The organism is Streptomyces sp. NPDC097981, from assembly GCF_040302565.1.
GTDB lineage: Bacteria > Actinomycetota > Actinomycetes > Streptomycetales > Streptomycetaceae > Streptomyces.
Genome location: NZ_JBEORW010000054.1, coordinates 1 through 20,147 on the forward strand (window position 1 = coordinate 1; position 20,147 = coordinate 20,147).

Below are 20,147 nucleotides of genomic sequence, written 5' to 3' on the forward strand. Positions count from 1 at the left end.
TCGGCCTGGAGGCCGCCAACGCGCTGCGGCTGCTCGGCATGGAGCCGCACGTGGTGGAACTCGCCCCGCGGCTGATGCCGTTGCAGGCCCGCGCGGGGGAGGCCACATCGCTCCGGCGGGCGGAAGGGGCGTTACTCGGAGCCGGTGAGGACCTCGTCCTGGCGGGCCAGGATCGCCTGCCAGGCCGTCTCGTGGTTGTCGCGGGCGGCCTCGTCGTAGAACCCGGCGTGGGTCAGCCGCAGCCGGGTGCCGATCGGGTGGGGGCTGAGCTCGACGGTGACCACCGTCTCGGCGCCCGCCGTGCCGTCCCGGCCCGTCACCCAGGTCAGCTCCACCAGCCGGTCGGGCACCAGCCGCAGGAAGCGCCCGTAGTGCGGATGCCTGGTCGCCGGAGCGCCGCGCTCCTGGGCGGACTCCGTCTCGAAGAAGAACGGCGCGCCGGGCTCGGCCGTCATCACGACCGACCCGGGCGCGGCGAACCAGCGGTCGAACTCCTCGGTCCACGCCGCGTACAGGGTGTGTTCGAGGGCGAGCATCGCGCGCTCGACGGTCAGCCGGTGGGGGCGGTCCGCCAGGTCGGGGACGCGGATCTGATCGGTGCTCATGGGTGCTCCCGGCTCGGCGGCCCGGCAGGCGACGGGCGACGGGCGCGCGTGCGGTGTGCGTGCGAGCAGCGCGCGTGCCCGTCACCCTAGTGACAGGGAGTCCCCGCGTACGGGTGCGACGCGTGGCGAGGGGCGGCCGCGCTCAGTACGACTGGAGCTCCCACAGGTTGCCCTCGGGGTCGCGGACCTGGGCGCTGCGCAGCGTCGGGCCCCATTCCGGGCGGTCGGCCGGCGGGCCCGCGGGGGCGGCGCCGCGGGCCAGGCAGGCGGCGTACGCGGCGTCCACGTCCGGGACGCGGCTGACCAGCATGGTGCGGTCGTCGGGACCGGAGGTGCCAAAGGCGCCGCCGGCGCCGGGCGGGGTCACCGCGGCGGCCATCGCCGCGCGGTCGAGCAGTGCCAGCACGCCCTGGCCGTCCACGTCCCAGGAGGCGTACGGGCCTTCGGCGCCGCCGCGCGTGCGGACGGCGCCGAGCAGGCCGGGCAGCAGGGCGTCGTAGAAGCGGAAGGTCTCGCCGAAGCGGGCGACGAGCAGACGGGGGTGCAGGGCGTCCATACGGGCTCCGATCACGCGCAATCAGTAGGGTGATACCAATGATTGGTATCACCCTACAATGTGGGCATGATTGCGCGCTCGACGCCCCGACTGACCTCCCTCACCCCCTACTTGCTCTCCACGGTGGGCAAGGCGGCCCGCACCCTCGTCGGCGACCGGCTCGCCGCGCACGGTCTGCGGCTGTGGGACATGGCCGTGCTCGCGGCCCTCGCCGATCACGGACCGCAGCCGCAGCGCGATCTCGCCGAACGGCTCGACGTGCACCCGAGCGACGTGGTCAAGGTCCTCGACGGCCTGGCCCGGCTCGGATACGTCGACCGGGAGCGCGACACGGCCGACCGGCGCCGCGTCCTGGCGAGCATCAGCGAGCCGGGGCGGCGGCTCCTGGACGAGCTGGCCGCGGAGACCGCGGCCGTCCGCGACCAGCTGCTGGCCCCCCTCGACGAAGCCGAACGGGCCACCCTGCACGAACTCCTGCTCCGCGTCCACGCGCACGCGGCGGGCCGGTGACTCAGCGCTTGGACAGGGCCCGGAGCACGGCCAGTTCCTGGTCGTGCCGCCGCAGGGCCAGGGTCAGGGTGCCCGAGGCGTACTGCAGGCCGCCGGCGGCCGCCGGCAGCAGCGAGACGACGAGCAGGCCGAGCATGTCGGCGGGGTCCCGGGCGACGGCGCAGCGCTCGCCCTCGGCTTCGGCGTAACTGCGCCTCCCGGACTGACCTTCGTCGTAGAAGACGCGGGAGGCGCACGTCGCGGTGTTGCTCGCGCCGTAGTGGAGGGTGAAAGGGGCGAACAGCTGATAGGCGAGCCACAGCCAGATCCCGCCCGTCGCGATGAGCAGCAACACCCCCAGGGACCGCTTGCGTTCCGCTCGCTGGCGGAACGATTCTTCGTACTCCTCGGCAGTCATGGGCGCCGAATCTAGCAGTGTGATCCACTCCGGCCGGGGTCCGGATCAGGGTCCTGGTCCCCTTGGTCGGGCTCCTCCGCGGACGCGGCTCCCGACGCGGGCGAGGACGCCGCCATGGCGGCCGTCATGGTCAGCGTCAGGGCCGAGGCCAGGGTCATGGCGGCCGATGCGGCCGTCATCCGTATGTTCATCGTGTGCTCTGTTCCCCCAGAACGATCATGGTCAACGGGCAGTTTCACACGCGCCCCGGTCGTTCGCGGTATCGATCGCCACGAATGGAGTGCAAGAAGGCAAGGGCGGTCAAACCGGGAGCCATTGGGACCTTTCCGGCACCGATTCGGGCCCTCTGTCCGTTCGGTCGTGAGGACCCGGTGAAGCCGAGACGAATGGTGTGTCACATCTCCCGGGGCGACGGCGAGTCGCTTCGGAATAACTGATAGACAGTGGATATTCACGGCTCGACCCGCCGTATACCCTGCCGGCCGCCTTGGGGGGATCGCCGCACTGTGAAGCCGCTTCACCGTCACCTCGTCAACACCTCGCGCAAGGTCCTGTGCACGGCCGCGCTCGCGGCCAGCCTGACGACCGCCGCCGTGGTGACCAACACGTCCACCGCCGACGCAGGCGAGTCCGAGCCCACCCCGGACAGCCCCCAGGCCGCCGACCGCGGCGACGCCCGCCTCGACCTGCCCGACCCGCTCGCCGACCCGGCCGTACCGCCGACCGCGGGCGCGGGTACGGGCGAAGGGGCCAGCGGGATACCGGCGACGGCCCTCGACGCCTACAAGCGTGCCGAAACCGCGGTGGCCGCCGCGCTCCCGAGCTGCAAGCTGCCCTGGGCGCTGCTCGCGGGCATCGGGCGGGTCGAGTCCGTCCACGCGTCCGGGTACGGGCTCAAGGCCGACGGTTCCACCGAGAAGCCGATCCGCGGCCCGCAGCTGAACGGCAAGGGCTTCGCCGAGGTCCGCGACACCGACAAGGGCCAGTGGGACGGCGACACGGTGTACGACCTGGCCATCGGCCCGCTGCAGTTCATCCCCTCCACCTGGGCCAAGTGGGGCGCCGACGGCAACGGCGACGGCAACCGCGACCCGAACAACATCTACGACGCGGCGCTGGGCGCGGGCCTCTACCTGTGCGCCGGCGACCGGAACCTCTCGGACCCGGCGCAGCTCGACAAGGCGATCCTCAGCTACAACAACTCCCGCGAGTACGTGAACACCGTGCTCGGGTACATGCACCAGTACGAGAGCGGCGTCTCCGGGGTGCCGAACCCGCCCGTCGGGAACTACCCGACGCCGCCCACGACGACGCTGCCCACGCCGAGGGTGCCGTCGCAGACCAAACCCGGCACGACGACGCCGTCGCAGACGAAGCCGACGCCGACCCCCACCCCGACGCCCAAGCCCACGCCCACGCCCACGCCGGAGAAGCCCACGCCGGCCCCGACCCTGGCCAAGCTGGAGCTGCTCGGCAGCCCGGAGCTCAAGGCCGAGGCCGGGTCCGCGTTCACGGTGGTCCCGCGGATCAAGGCGGTGCTCAGCGACGGCAAGCCGGCCGCCGCGAAGCCCGTCATCTTCGAGATCAAGGACGACAGCACGGGCAGCAGCATCGGTGCGGAGGGCAAGAACTTCCTGGTGGTCGACACCGACACCGAGGGCATCGCGGCCCTGCCCGGCCTGAAGGCCGGCGCCAAGGCGGGCGGGTTCACCCTCCGGGTCGCGGCCTACAACACCGAGGCCCGGCTCACGGTGAACTTCACCGGCACGGTCACGGCGAAGCCGGCCCCGGTCGCGGACAAGCTGACCCGCACCGACACCGACGCGGCGAAGCCGCTGGAGGTCGTGGCGGGGACGAGCTTCAAGGGCGTGGAGGTGACGGCCACGGCCCAGGACAAGGCGGTGGAGGGGGCGCAGGTCACCGCCGGCCTGGTCGAGCAGAACGAGACGGGCGCGTGGGTGCCGGTGGACCCGGCGAAGGCCAAGGGCCCGTGGTTCAAGGACAAGGACGGGAAGAAGGCGACCAGCCTGCTCCTGGCCCCGACCGGGGCCGACGGCAAGATCGCGCTGCCGGAGCTGTTCACCACGGACGTCGCCCCGGGCACGTACCGCCTCCGTCTGATCACGAAGGAAAACGTCGTCCTGATCCTGGACCTGAAGGTGACCGCCAGGACGGAGACGCAGCCGCCCACGGCTCCGACGACGCCGGCGGCCGTCAAGCCGTAGCGGACCGCGGACACGAAGCCGCCCGGTCACCGTGCCCACGGTGACCGGGCGGCTTGCCGTGTGCCCGGTCCCCCGTCCACCGGGGGGCCGGGCAAAGGCAGGAGCCCCGCGACCTCCGCTTGCACGGAGGAGGACAGGGCTCCTTGGGTACTGCTTATCCAACCGCGAGAGTTGGCCCAGGCGACTAGGCCGGGGTGACGTTCTCCGCCTGCGGGCCCTTCGGACCCTGCGTGACGTCGAAGTTCACCGTCTGGTTCTCCTCCAGGGAGCGGAAGCCAGAGGCGTTGATCGCGGAGTAGTGGACGAAGACATCCGGGCCGCCGCCGTCCTGGGCGATGAAGCCGAAGCCCTTTTCAGCGTTGAACCACTTCACGGTTCCGGTAGCCATGAGCCCTCCTATGGGCCAAAGGGTCGCCCTGCTCCAGAACCTGCTAAGAAGTCTGAAAACTACAAAAGCCTGCGGGTCACATTCTCCGCAGGCCTCGTACTGCAAGGGAAACCAAACTGCAACTTGCGTCGAGCCTAGCACGCAGAGTGCGGGGGAGACCAGAGGGAAAGATCACGTCACCCGGACGTTTGAGGCCCGCCCGAAGGCTGACGAAGGCCCGGGGCTAGTCTCGCGATGTGGACGTCTATCGCAGCCGGCCCCGTGTCGGCCACATTCAGTTCCTGAACTGTCTTCCCCTCTACTGGGGACTGGCCAGAACCGGCACGCTGCTGGACCTGGAGCTGACCAAGGACACCCCCGAGAAGCTCAGTGAGCGCCTCGTCCAGGGGGGCCTCGACATGGGTCCGATCACCCTCGTGGAGTTCCTCCGCAACTCCGACCAGCTCGTCGCCTTCCCCGATCTCGCGGTCGGCTGCGACGGCCCGGTCATGTCCTGCGTGATCGTCTCGCAGGTGCCGCTGGACCGGCTGGACGGAGCCCGGGTCGCCCTCGGCTCGACCTCCCGTACGTCCGTACGCCTCGCCCAGCTGCTGCTTTCCGAGCGGTACGGGGTCCGGCCGGACTACTACACCTGCCCCCCTGACCTGGGCCTGATGATGCAGGAGGCCGACGCGGCCGTGCTGATCGGGGACGCCGCGCTGCGCGCCTCGCTGCACGACGCGCCCCGGCTCGGCCTCGACGTGCACGACCTGGGGCTGATGTGGAAGGAGTGGACCGGACTGCCGTTCGTCTTCGCCGTCTGGGCTGCCCGCAAGGACTACCTCGCCCGTGAGCCGGTCGTCGTGCGCAAGGTCCACGAGGCCTTCCTCGACTCCCGCGACCTCTCCCTGGAGGAGGTCGCCAAGGTCGCCGAGCAGGCGGCCCGTTGGGAGGCCTTCGACGCGGATCTGCTGCAGCGGTACTTCACGACGCTCGACTTCCGCTTCGGGCCCGAACAGTTGGCCGGTGTAAGGGAATTCGCGCGGCGAACGGGACCGACCACGGGCTATCCCGCGGATGTCGCCGTGGAGCTGCTGAACGGCGACGGCGCGCGCTGCTGATCACTTCCGATGATCGGTTTACCAGGCGGTAGACCGGGTTCCGGTCGTGGTGGGATCGCGGGGGGATATGCCGTTTCCCGGGAATTCCCCCTCTTTTCACTTTTCTGTCGTCGCACAGGAATGCGCGGGTCCGATTCACCGGGCCCGAGCGCAGCCCGGCGCACGTGCGAGGGGGCACCGCCGGGGACACCATGGGCAGGGAGGGGCAGCACGCCCTCGGCGGCCGCGACCGTTCTCATGCCAGGGGGCCATGGGAGTGCCGCCATGACCAATCGCAAGGTCTCCCCGGACATCACGGTCCTCGGAGACAGCATCGAAGTGCCCGGCCTGGGATTCCTTCCGGTCAACGCGTTCGTCCTGCACGCACGGGAGCCCGTCGTCGTCGACACAGGGCTCGGCCTGCCGGACCGGGATTTCATCGACGCTCTGGGCTCGGCCCTCGACCCCGTCGACGTGCGGTGGATCTGGCTGAGCCACCCCGACCGGGACCACACGGGCGGGCTCTTCGCCCTGCTGGACGCCGCCCCGAAGGCCAAGGTCGTGACGACCTTCATCGGTGCCGGGATCATGTCCTGCGAGCGGCCCCTGCCCATGGACCGGATCTTCCTGCTCAACCCCGGCCAGTCCCTGGACGTCGGCGACCGCTCGCTCGCCGCCTTCCGGCCGCCCCTCTTCGACAACCCGGCGACCGTCGGCTTCTACGACGACCGTTCGCGGGCCTGTTTCAGCTCCGACTGCTTCGGCGCGCCCATGCCGAGCGCCGAGAGCGCCGGCAGCGGCGACGCCGCGGCCGTCGCAGCCGAGGACCTGCGGGCCGCGCAGCTCCTGTGGGCCTCGGTGGACAGCCCGTGGGTGCACATCGTGGACCGCGACCGGTACCTCGCCTCGGTGCAGCCGCTGCGGGAGATGGACCCGGAGATCGTCGTCTCCACGCACCTGCCGCCCGCGGCCGGGATCACCGCACGGATGGTCGAGACGGTGGGCCTCGCGGCGGGCATGGACCCGTTCACCGGCCCCGACCAGCAGGCCCTTGAGCAGATGCTCGCCGGGTTCGAGCCTGCAGGATCCGCCCCGGCGGGCCGCTGACCGCTCTAAGGTGCTCTTGGCGATCAGGGACCCAACGGGGAGGGGGCGCGATGCAGCCGCTCGAAGCCGGCGAACCGCGGACCATCGGCGCGTACCGGCTGCTGGGCCGGCTCGGCTCGGGTGGCATGGGACGCGTCTACCTGGGCCGCAGCGCTGGCGGCCGGACGGTGGCCGTCAAGATCGTGCACCCGCACTTCGCCTCCGACGAGGAGTTCCGCGCCCGGTTCCGCCGCGAGGTCGAGGCCGCGCGGCGGGTCGGCGGCGAGTGGACCGCGCCCGTACTGGACGCCGACCCGGAGGCGCCGGTGCCGTGGGTGGCCACCGGATACGTCGCGGGACCCTCCCTGGGCGCCGCTGTGGCCGCGCACGGGCCCCTTCCGGAGACCTCCGTACGGGCCGTCGGCGAAGGCCTGGCCCGCGCCCTGGCGGCCGTCCACGGGCTGGGCCTGGTCCACCGGGACGTGAAGCCGTCGAACGTGATGCTGACCCTCGACGGACCCCGGCTGATCGACTTCGGGATCGCCCGTGCCACGGACGGGACCGCCTCGCTGACCTCCGCCGGCGTCTCCATAGGCTCACCCGGCTACATGTCCCCCGAGCAGATCCTCGGCAAGGGCGTCACCGGGGCGGCCGACGTCTTCTCCCTCGGCTCCGTGCTGGCCTTCGCGGCGACCGGGCGGCCGCCGTTCACCGGGGACAACTCGGCGACCCTCCTCTACAAGGTGGTCCACGAACCGCCGGACCTCGACGCGGTCCCGGCCGGCGGGCTGCGCGAGCTGATCGCGTCCTGCCTGGCCAAGGCACCCGCCGACCGGCCCGCTCCGGACGCGGTGGCGCGGGCGCTCGCCGGCGCCCTGCACGCCCCCGGCTGGCTTCCCGCACCCCTGGTGGAGGAGGCCAGCCGCGCGGCGGTGGCCCTGCTGGACCTGGAGGCCGCACCGGCCGGTCCCGCCGAGGGCGCCGCGGAGGCCCTGTCGGGCCCCGCGCCCTTCGCGACCCCGTCGTACGGGGGCGGGACGGCGGGCGGCTTCGGCCCGGCGGGCCCCGGCCGAGGGAGCACCGACACGCCGTACCCGCCGACGGGCTCACCGGCCGGCGGGTCCTACGGGTCCTACGGGGCGTACGGATCGTCCGCCGGCCCGCAGGGCGGCGCCGGCTTCCCGACCCCGGGCGCCGACGCCTTCGCCGCCGCCAAGGGGCAGAGCCCGTACGGCCCCTACGGGCCGCCGCCCGCCGTCCACGGGAGCCCCACCGCGACCGCCGGCGGTCGTGTGCCGCAACCGCGGACCGCCCCCGACCAGGCCCGTCAGATCACCCTCAGCGCGGCCGGGCGGCGCTTCAGCTGCTCGCTGGTCCTCGCGGCGGCGGCCGTACTGGCCGTGCTGTCCGGCGGCCTGTACGGCCTGGACCTGCTGCCCGGCGGCGGCACCAGCGGCAAAGAGACGGGCAGCACCCCGAAGTCCCCGGCGGCCACCTCCCCGGCGACCTCGCCGACCCCGGGTGACGGGGCCGCCCCGGCCCCGCCGCAGGGCACGCGGGGCGACGTCCCCAAGGAGCTCACCGGCACCTGGAAGGGCACGGTCACCACCGCCCGCACGGGGGTCGCGAGCAAGTTCGAGATCACCATCAAGGGCGGCAAGGTCGGCGAGGTCGTCGCCCGGGACAAGTCGGTCCTCCCGATCGTCGGAACCGACTGCAGCGGCAACTGGAAGCTCACCTCCGCCACCGACCGCTCCCTCGTCCTCGACACGGAGGGCAACCCCAACCCGGCCCCCGGCATCTGCTCCAACGGCTCCGCCGACGAGCGGTTCACCCTCAACTCCAACGGGACACTCCACTACAAGTCGGGCGACGTCCCGGCCGGAAACCCCGAAGGCGACCTGACCCGCAGCCCCTGAATTCCGCGGACCGGCCCTGGCGTAGGCTGGATCGGCCCGTACCTCTTGACACACCGCCGAAAGGTGACGCACCGGTGACCGACCAGGCCGCTCTCCAGTCTGTCCTCGACCGCGCCGCCGCAGGGGGCCGGATCACCAGGGAAGAGGCGCTCGACCTCTACCGGCACGCCCCGCTGCACGCGCTCGGCCAGGCGGCCGACGCGGTGCGCCGCCGCCGCTACGCCGGCACCGAGCACATCGCGACGTACATCATCGAGCGCAACATCAACTACACCAACGTGTGTGTCACGGCGTGCAAGTTCTGCGCCTTCTACGCGGCCCCGAAGGACACCAAGAAGGGCTGGTCCCGCGACCTCGACGACATCCTGCGCCGCTGCGCGGAGACCGTGGAGCTCGGCGGCACGCAGATCATGTTCCAGGGCGGACACCACCCGGACTACGGCGTGGAGTACTACGAGGAGCACTTCTCCGCCATCAAGAAGGCGTTCCCGCAGCTGGTCATCCACTCCCTCGGCGCGTCCGAGGTCGACCACATGGCCCGCATCTCCGGCGTCTCCGCGGAAGAGGCCATCCGCCGCATCCACGCGGCCGGCCTCGACTCGTTCGCGGGCGCCGGCGCCGAACTCCTGCCGGAGCGGCCGCGCAAGGCGATCGCCCCGCTGAAGGAGTCCGGCGAGCGCTGGCTGGAGATCATGGAGATCGCCCATACGCTGGGCGTCGAGTCCACCTCCACCATGCTGATGGGCACCGGCGAGACCAACGCCGAGCGCATCGAGCACATCGCGATGATCCGCGACACGCAGGACCGCACGGGCGGCTTCCGCGCCTTCATCCCGTACACGTACCAGCCCGAGAACAACCACCTCAAGGGCCGGACCCAGGCGACGGTCTTCGAGTACCTGCGCATGATCGCGATCGCGCGGCTCTTCCTCGACAACATCGCCCACATCCAGGGTTCCTGGCTCACCGTGGGCAAGGAGGCCGGCCAGCTCTCGCTGCACTACGGCGCCGACGACCTCGGTTCGATCATGCTGGAGGAGAACGTCGTCTCCTCCGCCGGTGCCAGGCACCGCTCCAACCGCCAGGAGATCATCGACCTGATCCGCAAGGCGGGCCGCACGCCGGCGCAGCGCGCGACGACGTACGAGCACCTCGTCGTGCACGACGACCCGGCGAACGACCCGGTGGACGACCGCGTGGTCTCGCACATCTCCTCCACCGCGATCGAGGGCGGCACGGCGCACCCCGAGCTGAAGCTCATCTCGACGAACTGACGCGCCGGTGCTGACGCTTCACACTGCCGACCTCCTCGTCCCGGGGCCGGGCCGTGCGCCGCTGCCCGGCGGGGCGGTCCTCGTCGAGGGCGACCGGATCACCCGGCTGGGCCCGTACGCGGACCTCGGCGCGGAGTTCCCGCATGCGCGGGTCCGGCGCTGGCCCGGGGTGCTGACCCCGGGATTGCTGGTGCACGGGGCGGACGTGCTGCTGGAGCGCACGTACTACCCGGACGACCCGTACGAGACCGCCGAGCTCGGGGCGGAGCCGATCGGCGGGGCCGAAGCGCTGGCCGACCTGAAGATGACCGAGTCCCGCTGGGGCAACAGCGCCCGCCGGGCCACACAGAAGCTGCTGGCCCGCGGGGTGGTGGCGGTGACCGGGCGGCTCACGGTCCCGGCGGTGCGGACGGCGGTGGTCCGCTCGGGGCTGACCCTCCTCCCGCCCGCGGCCGCCACGCCTGCGGACCCGCCGTCCCTGGACCCGTTCGCCGGGCGGGACGCGGCCGAAGAGGCCTTCTTCGGCATCCTGGAACCGGGCGTCCCGGCCCGCTTCGCGGTGTTCGCGGTGCCCGGCGCCGAGGCGCTGCTGCCGCAGGGCGCGACCAGCTGCGTGGCCACGGTCATCGGAGGCCGGCTCCTGCACCGCCGCCGGTAGGCGCCAGGGCTGTGACGCGGCTCACCGGAAAAGGGTGACACAGTGTTGTCGCGGACGGCTGCGATGGTCGACTCATGAAGATCACTGATGAGGACTGCCTCGCCGAGACCCTGGCGTTCAACGACCAATTCGAGGCCGCCGCCGCGAGCGGCCCGACCCGCGGCCAGGCGCCGGACGCAGCCCTGCTGGCCCTCCTGCGCCGCAACCGGCTCGGCGGTGACACGCCACCCGTGAGACTGCCGCACGGCCAGGACCGCGTCGTCGCGGGCGGCGTGCGGGTCAGGGCGTTCGTGCCGGACCGCGTCGACGGCGTGTACCTGCACATACACGGGGGTGGCTGGGCGTTCGGCTCCGCGGACGGCCAGGACGAGAGGCTGTGGCAGCTCGCCGTGCAGGCGCGGCTGGCCGTCGTGAGCGTGGAGTACCGCCTGGCGCCGGAACACCCCTTCCCCGCCGGACCCGATGACTGCGAAGCAGCCGCCCGGTGGCTGGTGGACCACGCCGAAGCCGAGTTCGGCACCCGGCGGCTGCTGATCGGCGGCGAATCGGCAGGCGCCCACCTGAGCGTCCTGACCCTGCTGCGCCTTCGCGACCGGTACGGCATCACCGGCGCGTTCCGGGCGGCCAACCTGCTCTTCGGTCCGTACGACCTGTCGATGACACCGAGCCAGCGGTCGTTCGGCTCCCGGCGGCTGCTGAGCAACACCGACTCGCTCCGGGGCAGCTACGAGCTGTTCACACCCGGTACGGGCGCGGAGCAGCGCCGCGACCCGGAGCTCTCGCCGCTGTTCGCCGACCTGACCGGCCTGCCGCCCGCCCGGATCGTCGTCGGTACCGAGGATCCGCTGCTCGACGACTCGCTGTTCCTGTCCGAGCGGTGGCAGGCGGCGGGCGCGCCCGTGGAGCTCGGCGTCGTCGCCGGCGCGATGCACGGCTTCACCCTGTTCCCGCTGACCGTCACCGAGCGGGAACAGGGGCGCGCGAGCGAGTTCCTGGCTGCCGCGGGCCGGTAGCGTCGGCCTCATGAACCGCACAACCCGGCTCTATGCGCTGGTGGAAGAGCTGCGCGCGGCGGCGCCGCGGCCGCTCACGGTCGCGACGCTCGCCGCACGGTTCGAGGTCGGCAGGCGCACGGCGCAGCGCGACCTCCAGGCGCTGATGGAGTCCGGTGTCCCGGTACGCACCACGGCGGGGCGCGGCGGGGGCTGGACGATCGACCCGGCGATGACCCTGCCCCCGATCCACTTCACGGCCGACGAGGCCTCGGCGCTGGCCGCCGCACTCGCCGCGGCCGGCGCCGGCGCCCCCTACGCTGGCGCGGCCCGCACCGCGTACCAGAAGATCGCAGCCTCGATGACCGGTCCCGCCTCGGCAGCGGCCCGGGAGCGGTCCGCACGGATCGTCGCGCTGCCGGCGCAGACCCACGACGCGGTCCACTCCGCGATCCGCACCGCGGTGGAACAAGCCCTCGCCGGCAACACGGTGCTGCGGCTGTCCTACGTCGACGCGGCAGGACGCGAAAGCGATCGCGTGGTGGAACCGGCAGGTCTGCTCGCCGCCGGCGGCTGCTGGTACCTCGTCGCCTGGTGCCGCACCCGGCGGGCCGGCCGGGGTTTCCGGCTGGACCGGATCGCGGCAGCGGCTCCGACCGGCGAGCAGGCGCCGCCCCATGACCTGGCCGAACTGCTGCGTGACTCGGCCGCCGCCGGTGCGGTGCAGCCCACTGCGACGGCTTCACCTCCGCGGTGACGGAACCGGGCCGTTCCCCTGCCCCGCGCGCAAGCGGACAGCACTGGACAGTCACCGCCCCCGTGCGGTCTGGAAAGTGGACACCACCCGCGAGGAGCCTGTCCTCCATGAACACCCGCTGACCGTCCGGCACCACCGACGTCAAGGAGAAGTTCCATGGAACGACTGCTGTTTCCCGGCGACGCGCAATTCTGGTACGAGACCCTGCGCTCGTTCGGTCACATCGCCTACGGCGGAGCCGACTTCGGCGAGGTGGTCGCCACCAGCCGGCGCATCGCCGAAGGAGACTACGGCAGTTGGCACGACGAGTGGCTGGCCACCGCCGACCGGGTGGCCGGCGAGGCCGCACGGGCCCTGGACGCCGGCCACCCGGTCAGTGCCCGGGACGGCTTCCTGCGGGCCTCGAACTACTACCGGTCGGCCGAGTTCTTCCTGCACGGCCGGCCCTGCGACCCCCGGCACGAGCACGCGTACGAGCGCTCCGTGGAGTGCTTCCGCTCGGCGGCAGCCCTCTTCAGCCCCCGGATAGAGCCGGTCGAGATCCCGTACGAGGGCACCACGCTGCCCGGATACCTCTACCGGGCCGACACCTCGGGGGAGCCCCGCCCCACCGTCGTCATGCACAACGGCTTCGACGGCACCGCCGAGGAGATGCACTTCTTCGGAGCGATGGCCGGCATCGAGCGCGGTTACACCGTGCTCGTCTTCGACGGTCCCGGTCAGCCGGGACCGCTGCACCGCGAGGGTCTGGTCTTCCGCCCCGACTGGGAGAACGTGGTGGCTCCGGTGCTGGACTTCGCCGTGAAGCTGCCCGAGGTCGACAGCCGCCGGATCGCCCTGCTCGGCAACAGCATGGGCGGCCTCCTCGCCCCCAGGGCAGCGGCTTTCGACCACCGTCCGGCGGCGGTGGCCGCCCTCGACGGCGTCTACGACCTGGGCCCCGCGGTCACCGGCCTGCTGCCCGGCGAGCGCAGCGAGAGCGAGCGCCGGCTGCGGGCCGACTCCGACCCGGAACTCGATGCCCTGCTCGACCGGATGACCACCGAGAACCCCGTGCTGCGCTGGGCGATCAACCACGGCATGTACGTCATGGGCGCGGCCACCCCCCGGGAGTTCGGCGCCGCCTACCTCGACTACCACCTCCGCGACGGCATCGCTTCGCAGATCCGCTGCCCGGCCCTGATCTGCGAGGCCGCCGAGGACCTGTTCTTCGCCGGGCAGGCCAAGCAGCTCTACGACGACCTCACCTGCCCCAGGACCCTCCTGGAGTTCACGGCGGAGGAGGGTGCCGACGCCCACTGCCAGGCCGGGGCGCAGCGGCTGGCCATGGCCCGGATATACGACTGGCTGGACGACACGCTCGGAGCCGTGCCGGACACTGCGCACGCACGGGCCGCCTGAGGCGGAAACGCACGCGGTCCGCCGGAGACGGCGCCGGCCGGCGGAAAGGCCTGGCCGGGTGCCGGGGGCGCCCGCCAGCGGGGCCCGGGACGGGCGGTGGGCCGGGCCTGAGAGGATGGGTCCGTTGACCGCTGATCCGCATCGCACACCAAGGGGCGAACGCCAGTGACAAGGGCTTCCCTGGACAAGCAGCCGCACGAAGTCGCCTCCATGTTCGACGGTGTGGCGGCGAACTACGACCTCACCAACGACGTCATCTCCCTCGGGCAGGCCCGCCTGTGGCGCAAGGAGGTCGCCAAGGCCGTCGGCGCGCGCCCCGGGCACACCGTGCTCGACCTGGCCGCCGGCACCGCGACCTCCTCGCTGCCGTTCGCCGCGACCGGCGCGTACGTCGTCCCCTGCGACTTCTCGCTCGGCATGCTCCGCGAGGGCAAGAAGCGCCACGCCTGGCTGCCGCTGACCGCGGGCGACGCGACGAAGCTGCCCTTCAAGGACGGCGTCTTCGACACCGTGACGATCTCCTTCGGCCTGCGCAACGTGCAGGACACCGAGACCGCGCTGCGCGAGCTGTACCGGGTGACCAAGCCGGGCGGCCAGGTCGTCATCTGCGAGTTCTCGCAGCCCGTCTGGGGCCCGTTCCGCACGGTCTACATGGAGTACCTGATGCGCGCCCTGCCGCCGGTGGCCCGCGCCGTGTCCTCCAACCCCGACGCGTACGTGTACCTCGCCGAGTCGATCCGTGAGTGGCCGGACCAGCCGGAGCTGGCCGCGCTGCTGCAGAAGGCCGGCTGGTCCAAGGTCGCCTGGCGCAACCTGAGCGGCGGCATCGTCGCGCTGCACCGCGGCTTCAAGGCCTAGGAAGCACCGGAAGCAGTGGACTACCAGAAGCTGCTGGAGCAGATCGCGGCGGACACCGCCCCCCTGGTGGGCAGCGGCACGCCCGCCGAGTACATCCCGGCCCTCGCGTCCGTGGATCCCGGGCAGTTCGGGATGGCCGTCGCCGATCTCGACGGCAACGTCTTCGGGGTGGGGGACTGGCAGGTCCCGTTCTCCGTCCAGTCCATCACCAAGGTCTTCGCCCTGGCCCTGGCGCTGGCCGAGGGCGGCGACAGCCTGTGGGAGCGGGTCGGCCGGGAGCCCTCGGGCAACCCGTTCAACTCCCTCGTGCAGCTGGAGTACGAGAACGGCATCCCGCGCAACCCGTTCATCAACGCGGGCGCCCTCGTGGTCACCGACCGGCTCCAGACGCTGACCGGCGACGCGAGCAGCGAGCTGCTGGAGTTCCTGCGGCAGGAGAGCGGGAACCCGGACCTGGGCTTCGACGCCGAGGTGGCGGCCTCCGAGCACGAGCACGGCGACCGCAATGCCGCGCTGGCCCATTTCATGGCCTCGTACGGGAACATCGACAACCCCGTGCCCGCCCTGCTCGACCACTACTTCTGGCAGTGCTCCATCGAGATGAGCTGCGCCGACCTGGCCCGCGCCGCCCGCTTCCTGGCCCGGCACGGGCTGCGCGCGGACGGCTCGCGGCTGCTGACGCGGAGCGAGGCCAAGCAGATCAACGCGGTGATGCTGACCTGCGGGACGTACGACGCGGCAGGCGAGTTCGCCTACCGCGTCGGCCTCCCCGGCAAGAGCGGCGTGGGCGGCGGCATCGTGGCGGTCGTCCCGGGCCGCTGCACGCTGGCCGTCTGGAGCCCGGGCCTCGACCTCCACGGCAACTCCGTCGCGGCGGTGGCGGCCCTCGACCGCTTCACGACCCTGACGGGCCTGTCCGTTTTCTGACGCGGACTCCGTCCGGCGGCCCGGGGGCGGGAGTTCCGGGCCGCGGGCGGCGGGGCTACTCGGGTCCGAGACCGAGGCTGTAGCGGCGGCACGGGTTGCCGCCGGGGGTGCGGAACTCCTCCGACAGGACCATGCCCAGCCGCTCCGCCACCGCCACCGAGCGCGCGTTCCGGGCGTGGATCATCGCCACCACCCGCGGAACCCCCGCCTCCCGGAGCCGGTCGAGGGTGGCCAGCGCGGCGGCGTACGCGTAGCCCCGGCCCCATGCCGGGCGGGCGAGCCGCCACCCGATCTCGATCTCCCCGACCGGCCCCCACTCCTTCTGCGGCCACGGCTGCGCACCGGTGAACCCGATCACCGCACCCTCCTCGTCCAGCAGCGTCCACAGGCAGTAGCCGAGCTGTGCATCGTGCATCCGCTGCCGCGCGGTGAACTCCTCGTACAGGGACAGTTCGGCGGGACCGCCGAGGAACTCCATGACATCCGGGTCGTCGAAGACCCCGTGCCAGGCCCGCGCGTCCTCGTCGGTGGGCACGCGCAGCCGTACGGCCGGGAGCGGCCGGGCCGGCGAGTCCGGCGAGGCGGGCGAGGTGGGCGTGGTCGTCATCGGGGCAGCCCTTCGATTCGTGATCTCTCTTGCTGCATAGACTGCACATGTCCTGTGCCGCCCGGCACCCTTTATCGAGCCTTCGGGAGACCCCGCAGTGACCGAGCCCCTCTCCGAACACTCCGCGGATGTGATCGTCGTCGGGGCCGGGCCCGCCGGCTCGACCACCGCCTACTACCTCGCCAAGGCCGGACTCGACGTCCTGCTGCTGGAGAAGACGGCGTTCCCGCGTGAGAAGGTCTGCGGCGACGGTCTGACCCCCCGCGCCACCAAGCAGCTGGTGGCGATGGGCATCGACATCTCCGAAGAGGCCGGCTGGCTCCGCAACAAGGGCCTGCGCATCATCGGCGGCGGCCAGCGGCTCCAGCTGGACTGGCCGGAACTCGCCTCCTTCCCGGACTACGGACTCGTCCGCAAGCGCGACGACTTCGACGAGACCCTGGCCCGCCAGGCCCAGAAGGCCGGCGCCCGCCTGTACGAGCGCTGCAACGTCGGCGAGCCCGTCCGCGACCCCCGCACCGGCCACATCACCGGCGTGCAGGCGAAGCTGGGCGAGGAGAAGACCCCGGTCACCTTCAGCGCCCCGCTCGTCGTGGCCGCCGACGGCAACTCCTCCCGCCTCTCCCTGGCGATGGGCCTGCACCGGCGCGAGGACCGCCCGATGGGCGTCGCCGTCCGTACGTACTTCACCTCGCCCCGGCACGACGACGACTACCTGGAGTCCTGGCTGGAGCTGTGGGACCGGCGCGGCCCGCAGGACCGGCTGCTGCCCGGCTACGGCTGGATCTTCGGCATGGGCGACGGCACGTCCAACGTCGGCCTCGGCATCCTCAACTCCTCCTCCGCCTTCAAGGAGCTGGACTGGCGCGAGGTCCTCAAGGCCTGGTGCGCGTCCATGCCGGAGGACTGGGGCTACACCCCCGAGAACATGACGCAGCCGATCCGCGGCGCGGCCCTGCCGATGGCCTTCAACCGGCAGCCGCACTACACCAAGGGCCTGCTGCTGGTCGGCGATGCGGGCGGGCTCGTCAACCCGTTCAACGGCGAGGGCATCGCCTACGCGATGGAGTCGGGCAAGATCGCGGCCGACGTCGTCGTGCAGGCGCACTCCCGCGCCACCCCCGCGCTGCGCGAACTGACGCTGCACAGCTACCCGAAGGTGCTCAAGGAGACCTACGGCGGCTACTACACGCTCGGCCGCGCCTTCGTGAAGCTGATCGGCAACCCGAAGGTGATGAAGGTCGCCACCCAGCGCGGCCTGACGCACCCGGTGCTGATGAGGTTCACGCTGAAGATGCTGGCCAACCTGACCGACCCGGCGGGCGGCGACGCGATGGACCGCATCATCAACGGCCTCTCGAAGGTGGCCCCGAGGGCCTGACCGCAGGGTCTGACCGCAGGGCCTAGGAAGCGGGCCGGGCCGGGTTCTCCCCGCCCCGGCCCGCTTCGCCGTTCTCGTACGGGGCGTGCGGCGAACCGTGGACGGTCCGTACGCAGCGGACCAGCAGCACCAGCCCCCACAGCAGCAGCGCGAGGGCAACGGTCCAGCTGAGCCCCAGGATGGCGGGATGTCCGGGTTTTTGCCACGGGCGGGCGGTGTTCAGCAGCCAGCCGCCGACGGAGAACAGGAAGAGCCCGGTGGCGGCCGGAACGGCGGTGGGGTCAGCGGGGCCATGGCTGCCGTGGTCCTCGTACGACGTGCCGATCACGGTCCACCACCTCCCGGGCTGCATTCGTTCGCAGCACCCCCGTCATCTTCTCAAGTCCTCGGCGGGTTCGGCACGGGCGCCCGACAGGCGGGACGAAGACCTGCCGGCAGCCCGTGGACAACCCGGCTTCCGCGTCCGCGGGTCCGCGGGTCCGCGCCGGCACGGCGAAGGGCCGGCACTCCGCCCCGGAGCGGGGGAGTGCCGGCCCTCGGCCGCGCTGAGAGGGGCTCTGGGGCCCCCGGGGACCTCAGAGGATGCGGACGGCGCCCGTCGGCCTGTCGTAGCTCAGGGGGCGCTCGACGATGCCCGTGCTGGTGTTCTGGGCGCCCACGAAGTTGCCGCCGCCGACGTAGATGGCGACGTGGTAGGCGTTGCCGCGGGAGCCCCAGTACAGGACGTCGCCCGGCTGCAGGGCGCTCAGGGAGACCGAGGTGCCCTCCGCGGACTGGTCCTGGGACACGCGCGGCAGGGAGATGCCGGCGTGGCGGTACGCAGCCTGGACGAGGCCGGAGCAGTCGAACGAGGACGGGCCGGTGCCGCCGCTGATGTACGCCTTGCCGACCTGCGCGCGGGCGAAGTTCACGATGGCGGCCGCGGAGCCGGTCGCCGGGGCGGTGACGGTGCCCTGGCCCAGCTCGTCGGACGCGGCCGCGGAGGTGCTCTGCAACGAGGTGCGCGAGGAGCTGCGGGTGGCGCGCTCGGCGGCAGCCTTGCGGTCCGCCTCCTCCTTCGCCTTCTTCTCGGCGTCGGCCTTCTCGGCGTCTTCCTTGGCCTTCTTCGCCTCGGCGGCAGCGCCCGTACGGGCCTGCTCCTCCTGCGTGCGCAGTTCGCCGGTGACGGCTGCGGCGGCCGTGTTCTCTGCGGCGGTGGTGACGGCGGAGGAGACCTCGGCGGCCAGGTCCAGGTTCAGGACCGGCATTTCGAGCGTCGTCTCGGTCACGGGGTCGGACGGGGACGCGCTCGCCGTGCCGGCCATCGCCAGGGTGCTGAGGACGCCACCGGCAACTCCGGCGCGGACCGCGAGCTTCGAGGCGCTGCGACGGGGCTTCCGGTGGCTGGGTATGTGAGCGGTGTGGGACATGAGGACAACCGCTATCAGGGCGTCCGGGTTCCCTTCAAGAAACGTGGTCTGCGCCACAGTTGCGCGGGAAGTGCGCCAATCGGGCGCGTCGCGGGTCTTATTGACGCCGTAACGGGCGAATCGGACATGCCTTCACAAGCCTGTGATCAAGGGGTTTCCACAATAAGTCCGATTGATCCTCCGCCTACCATCCCTGCGCACAGATGGCCAAGCCCTCTTTCGGAGGCGAGAATTCTGAGTGGCGCAGGTCACAGAAACGTCTCGCCGTGAGGGCGCTGTGGCCCGCCCGTGACCCTGCCGTGAACTTGCCGTGTCGCGGGGTCCGGCGTTCGTGAACGCGTGCACGCGTCCATTCCCGTCCCCGGGGGCTCCCCCGACCGGGCGACGGCGATTCCCTTTACCCCGTAAGGCTTGATCCTGCAAATTTGCCTGCACTGGACATCGTTTGATAGGGCCGATCGCCCTCTACCTGCGGTAACAGGGTCGGATGTCACCTTTGGTGATCATGTGGATGCTTTGCGTATGAAGATCGTGGCTCATCGGACTTCATGATCGTTCGTCAGGTGGTGGAGATCACAAACTCGTTGTTGTTACCCGTGTCGCAGATCACAGACCGGCGGGCATAAGATGCGCAGCAGTCCGGCTTGTGAACTGCCTCACATGTGAACTCGTCGAGTTGGGCGATCTTCGCGGGGCGGCTCGCCCGTCGCCGGGCACAGCGGTCCAACGGTCAAGGACGACTGGAAGGAGCGAGGAGCGTGAATGCGTACGCACCCATCCTCGTGCTCGGCGCCCTCGGCGCAGGGTTTGCGATCTTCTCCGTGGTCATGGCCACGCTGATCGGCCCAAAACGGTACAACCGGGCGAAGCTAGAGGCGTACGAGTGCGGCATCGAGCCGACGCCCACGCCGGCCGGCGGCGGTCGCTTCCCCATCAAGTACTACCTGACGGCGATGCTCTTCATCGTCTTCGACATCGAAGTTGTCTTCCTCTACCCCTGGGCCGTCACCTTCGACTCCCTGGGGATCTTCGGGCTCGTCGAGATGCTGCTCTTCGTGCTCACCGTCTTCGTCGCCTACGCGTACGTGTGGCGCCGCGGCGGCCTGGAATGGGACTGA

The 20,147-nt window shown here is 71.7% G+C and carries 22 protein-coding genes; 14 read left to right on the forward strand and 8 right to left on the reverse strand.

All coding sequences use genetic code 11. From position 1 onward, the window contains the following. Positions 1-131 precede the first annotated feature (131 nt). Both ABTY04_RS34880 and ABTY04_RS34885 read right to left on the reverse strand, forming a co-directional pair. Positions 132-605 carry an SRPBCC family protein gene (locus ABTY04_RS34880; protein WP_352217462.1) on the reverse strand — a complete coding sequence of 158 codons (474 nt, stop codon included), beginning with the start codon at positions 603-605 and terminating at the stop codon, positions 132-134. Positions 606-747: 142 nt separating this feature from the next. Continuing rightward, positions 748-1,176: a VOC family protein gene (locus tag ABTY04_RS34885; protein WP_352217463.1), complete on the reverse strand. Its 429-nt coding sequence runs from the start codon at positions 1,174-1,176 to the stop codon at positions 748-750. A gap of 51 nt (positions 1,177-1,227) precedes the next feature. On the opposite strand from ABTY04_RS34885, the gene ABTY04_RS34890 reads away from it, so the two are divergent. Beyond that, a complete protein-coding gene (locus ABTY04_RS34890; RefSeq protein ID WP_352217464.1) occupies positions 1,228-1,671 on the forward strand; it encodes a MarR family winged helix-turn-helix transcriptional regulator in 444 nt (147 codons plus the stop codon). Between the two features lies 1 nt (position 1,672). On the opposite strand, the gene ABTY04_RS34895 is transcribed toward ABTY04_RS34890, so the two are convergent. After that, a complete protein-coding gene (locus tag ABTY04_RS34895; RefSeq protein ID WP_352217465.1) occupies positions 1,673-2,068 on the reverse strand; it encodes a hypothetical protein in 396 nt (131 codons plus the stop codon). A gap of 11 nt (positions 2,069-2,079) precedes the next feature. Continuing rightward, the gene (locus tag ABTY04_RS34900; protein WP_352217466.1) at positions 2,080-2,247 is read right to left on the reverse strand and encodes a hypothetical protein; all 168 of its coding nucleotides are present in this window, start codon (positions 2,245-2,247) and stop codon (positions 2,080-2,082) included. A 327-nt stretch (positions 2,248-2,574) separates the two neighbouring features. Here ABTY04_RS34900 and ABTY04_RS34905 point away from each other — a divergent pair, with 327 nt between their 5' ends. Next, positions 2,575-4,293, forward strand: coding sequence for a lytic transglycosylase domain-containing protein (locus ABTY04_RS34905; protein ID WP_352217467.1), 1,719 nt, complete (start codon positions 2,575-2,577; stop codon positions 4,291-4,293). Between the two features lie 184 nt (positions 4,294-4,477). Here the strand turns inward: ABTY04_RS34905 and ABTY04_RS34910 are convergent, their stop codons facing one another. Further along, the gene (locus tag ABTY04_RS34910; RefSeq protein ID WP_030012116.1) at positions 4,478-4,681 is read right to left on the reverse strand and encodes a cold-shock protein; all 204 of its coding nucleotides are present in this window, start codon (positions 4,679-4,681) and stop codon (positions 4,478-4,480) included. A 236-nt stretch (positions 4,682-4,917) separates the two neighbouring features. Between ABTY04_RS34910 and ABTY04_RS34915 the strand changes: the two genes are divergently transcribed. The 10 genes from ABTY04_RS34915 to ABTY04_RS34960 all read left to right on the forward strand — a co-directional run bounded on the left by ABTY04_RS34915 (position 4,918) and on the right by ABTY04_RS34960 (position 15,632). Then, entirely contained in the window at positions 4,918-5,781 is an 864-nt protein-coding gene (locus tag ABTY04_RS34915; RefSeq protein WP_352217468.1) for a menaquinone biosynthetic enzyme MqnA/MqnD family protein, read from the forward strand. 264 nt (positions 5,782-6,045) lie between these two features. Further along, complete coding sequence (locus ABTY04_RS34920; protein WP_352217469.1) at positions 6,046-6,867, forward strand: MBL fold metallo-hydrolase; 822 nt, start codon at positions 6,046-6,048, stop codon at positions 6,865-6,867. Positions 6,868-6,917: 50 nt separating this feature from the next. After that, positions 6,918-8,765, forward strand: coding sequence for a serine/threonine-protein kinase (locus ABTY04_RS34925; protein ID WP_352217470.1), 1,848 nt, complete (start codon positions 6,918-6,920; stop codon positions 8,763-8,765). Positions 8,766-8,839: 74 nt separating this feature from the next. Then, positions 8,840-10,039, forward strand: a complete 1,200-nt coding sequence (mqnC, locus tag ABTY04_RS34930) for a cyclic dehypoxanthinyl futalosine synthase (RefSeq protein ID WP_352217471.1) — start codon at positions 8,840-8,842, stop codon at positions 10,037-10,039. A gap of 7 nt (positions 10,040-10,046) precedes the next feature. Then, complete coding sequence (locus ABTY04_RS34935; protein WP_352217472.1) at positions 10,047-10,697, forward strand: imidazolonepropionase-like domain-containing protein; 651 nt, start codon at positions 10,047-10,049, stop codon at positions 10,695-10,697. 74 nt (positions 10,698-10,771) lie between these two features. Beyond that, positions 10,772-11,710 (forward strand): alpha/beta hydrolase, encoded by a 939-nt coding sequence (locus ABTY04_RS34940; RefSeq protein ID WP_352217473.1) that lies wholly within the window; start codon positions 10,772-10,774, stop codon positions 11,708-11,710. Between the two features lie 10 nt (positions 11,711-11,720). Continuing rightward, a complete protein-coding gene (locus ABTY04_RS34945; RefSeq protein ID WP_352217474.1) occupies positions 11,721-12,446 on the forward strand; it encodes a helix-turn-helix transcriptional regulator in 726 nt (241 codons plus the stop codon). A gap of 156 nt (positions 12,447-12,602) precedes the next feature. Beyond that, the gene (locus tag ABTY04_RS34950; protein ID WP_352217475.1) at positions 12,603-13,847 is read left to right on the forward strand and encodes an alpha/beta hydrolase family protein; all 1,245 of its coding nucleotides are present in this window, start codon (positions 12,603-12,605) and stop codon (positions 13,845-13,847) included. A gap of 165 nt (positions 13,848-14,012) precedes the next feature. Then, the gene (locus ABTY04_RS34955; protein ID WP_352217476.1) at positions 14,013-14,705 is read left to right on the forward strand and encodes a demethylmenaquinone methyltransferase; all 693 of its coding nucleotides are present in this window, start codon (positions 14,013-14,015) and stop codon (positions 14,703-14,705) included. 15 nt (positions 14,706-14,720) lie between these two features. Continuing rightward, positions 14,721-15,632, forward strand: a complete 912-nt coding sequence (locus ABTY04_RS34960) for a glutaminase (RefSeq protein ID WP_352217477.1) — start codon at positions 14,721-14,723, stop codon at positions 15,630-15,632. Between the two features lie 55 nt (positions 15,633-15,687). Here the strand turns inward: ABTY04_RS34960 and ABTY04_RS34965 are convergent, their stop codons facing one another. Next, positions 15,688-16,239, reverse strand: a complete 552-nt coding sequence (locus ABTY04_RS34965; RefSeq protein ID WP_352217478.1) for a GNAT family N-acetyltransferase — start codon at positions 16,237-16,239, stop codon at positions 15,688-15,690. 97 nt (positions 16,240-16,336) lie between these two features. Between ABTY04_RS34965 and ABTY04_RS34970 the strand changes: the two genes are divergently transcribed. Continuing rightward, positions 16,337-17,620 carry a geranylgeranyl reductase family protein gene (locus ABTY04_RS34970; protein WP_352217479.1) on the forward strand — a complete coding sequence of 428 codons (1,284 nt, stop codon included), beginning with the start codon at positions 16,337-16,339 and terminating at the stop codon, positions 17,618-17,620. A gap of 22 nt (positions 17,621-17,642) precedes the next feature. On the opposite strand, the gene ABTY04_RS34975 is transcribed toward ABTY04_RS34970, so the two are convergent. Together ABTY04_RS34975 and ABTY04_RS34980 are read right to left on the reverse strand one after the other, a co-directional pair. Then, complete coding sequence (locus ABTY04_RS34975; RefSeq protein ID WP_352217480.1) at positions 17,643-17,948, reverse strand: hypothetical protein; 306 nt, start codon at positions 17,946-17,948, stop codon at positions 17,643-17,645. 247 nt (positions 17,949-18,195) lie between these two features. Further along, positions 18,196-19,029, reverse strand: coding sequence for a C40 family peptidase (locus tag ABTY04_RS34980; protein ID WP_352217481.1), 834 nt, complete (start codon positions 19,027-19,029; stop codon positions 18,196-18,198). 758 nt (positions 19,030-19,787) lie between these two features. Here ABTY04_RS34980 and ABTY04_RS34985 point away from each other — a divergent pair. After that, complete coding sequence (locus tag ABTY04_RS34985) at positions 19,788-20,147, forward strand: NADH-quinone oxidoreductase subunit A (RefSeq protein WP_030028256.1); 360 nt, start codon at positions 19,788-19,790, stop codon at positions 20,145-20,147.

Excerpts from the sequence above, each read along its gene's own strand:
- ABTY04_RS34880 (WP_352217462.1), bottom strand. The coding sequence starts at position 605 with ATGAGCACCGATCAGATCCGCGTCCCCGACCTGGCGGACCGCCCCCAC.
- ABTY04_RS34890 (WP_352217464.1), top strand. The coding sequence starts at position 1,228 with ATGATTGCGCGCTCGACGCCCCGACTGACCTCCCTCACCCCCTACTTG.
- ABTY04_RS34895 (WP_352217465.1), bottom strand. The coding sequence starts at position 2,068 with ATGACTGCCGAGGAGTACGAAGAATCGTTCCGCCAGCGAGCGGAACGC.
- ABTY04_RS34900 (WP_352217466.1), bottom strand. The coding sequence starts at position 2,247 with ATGACGGCCGCATCGGCCGCCATGACCCTGGCCTCGGCCCTGACGCTG.
- ABTY04_RS34910 (WP_030012116.1), bottom strand. The coding sequence starts at position 4,681 with ATGGCTACCGGAACCGTGAAGTGGTTCAACGCTGAAAAGGGCTTCGGC.
- ABTY04_RS34920 (WP_352217469.1), top strand. The coding sequence starts at position 6,046 with ATGACCAATCGCAAGGTCTCCCCGGACATCACGGTCCTCGGAGACAGC.
- ABTY04_RS34925 (WP_352217470.1), top strand. The coding sequence starts at position 6,918 with ATGCAGCCGCTCGAAGCCGGCGAACCGCGGACCATCGGCGCGTACCGG.
- ABTY04_RS34940 (WP_352217473.1), top strand. The coding sequence starts at position 10,772 with ATGAAGATCACTGATGAGGACTGCCTCGCCGAGACCCTGGCGTTCAAC.
- ABTY04_RS34945 (WP_352217474.1), top strand. The coding sequence starts at position 11,721 with ATGAACCGCACAACCCGGCTCTATGCGCTGGTGGAAGAGCTGCGCGCG.
- ABTY04_RS34950 (WP_352217475.1), top strand. The coding sequence starts at position 12,603 with ATGGAACGACTGCTGTTTCCCGGCGACGCGCAATTCTGGTACGAGACC.
- ABTY04_RS34965 (WP_352217478.1), bottom strand. The coding sequence starts at position 16,239 with ATGACGACCACGCCCACCTCGCCCGCCTCGCCGGACTCGCCGGCCCGG.
- ABTY04_RS34980 (WP_352217481.1), bottom strand. The coding sequence starts at position 19,029 with ATGTCCCACACCGCTCACATACCCAGCCACCGGAAGCCCCGTCGCAGC.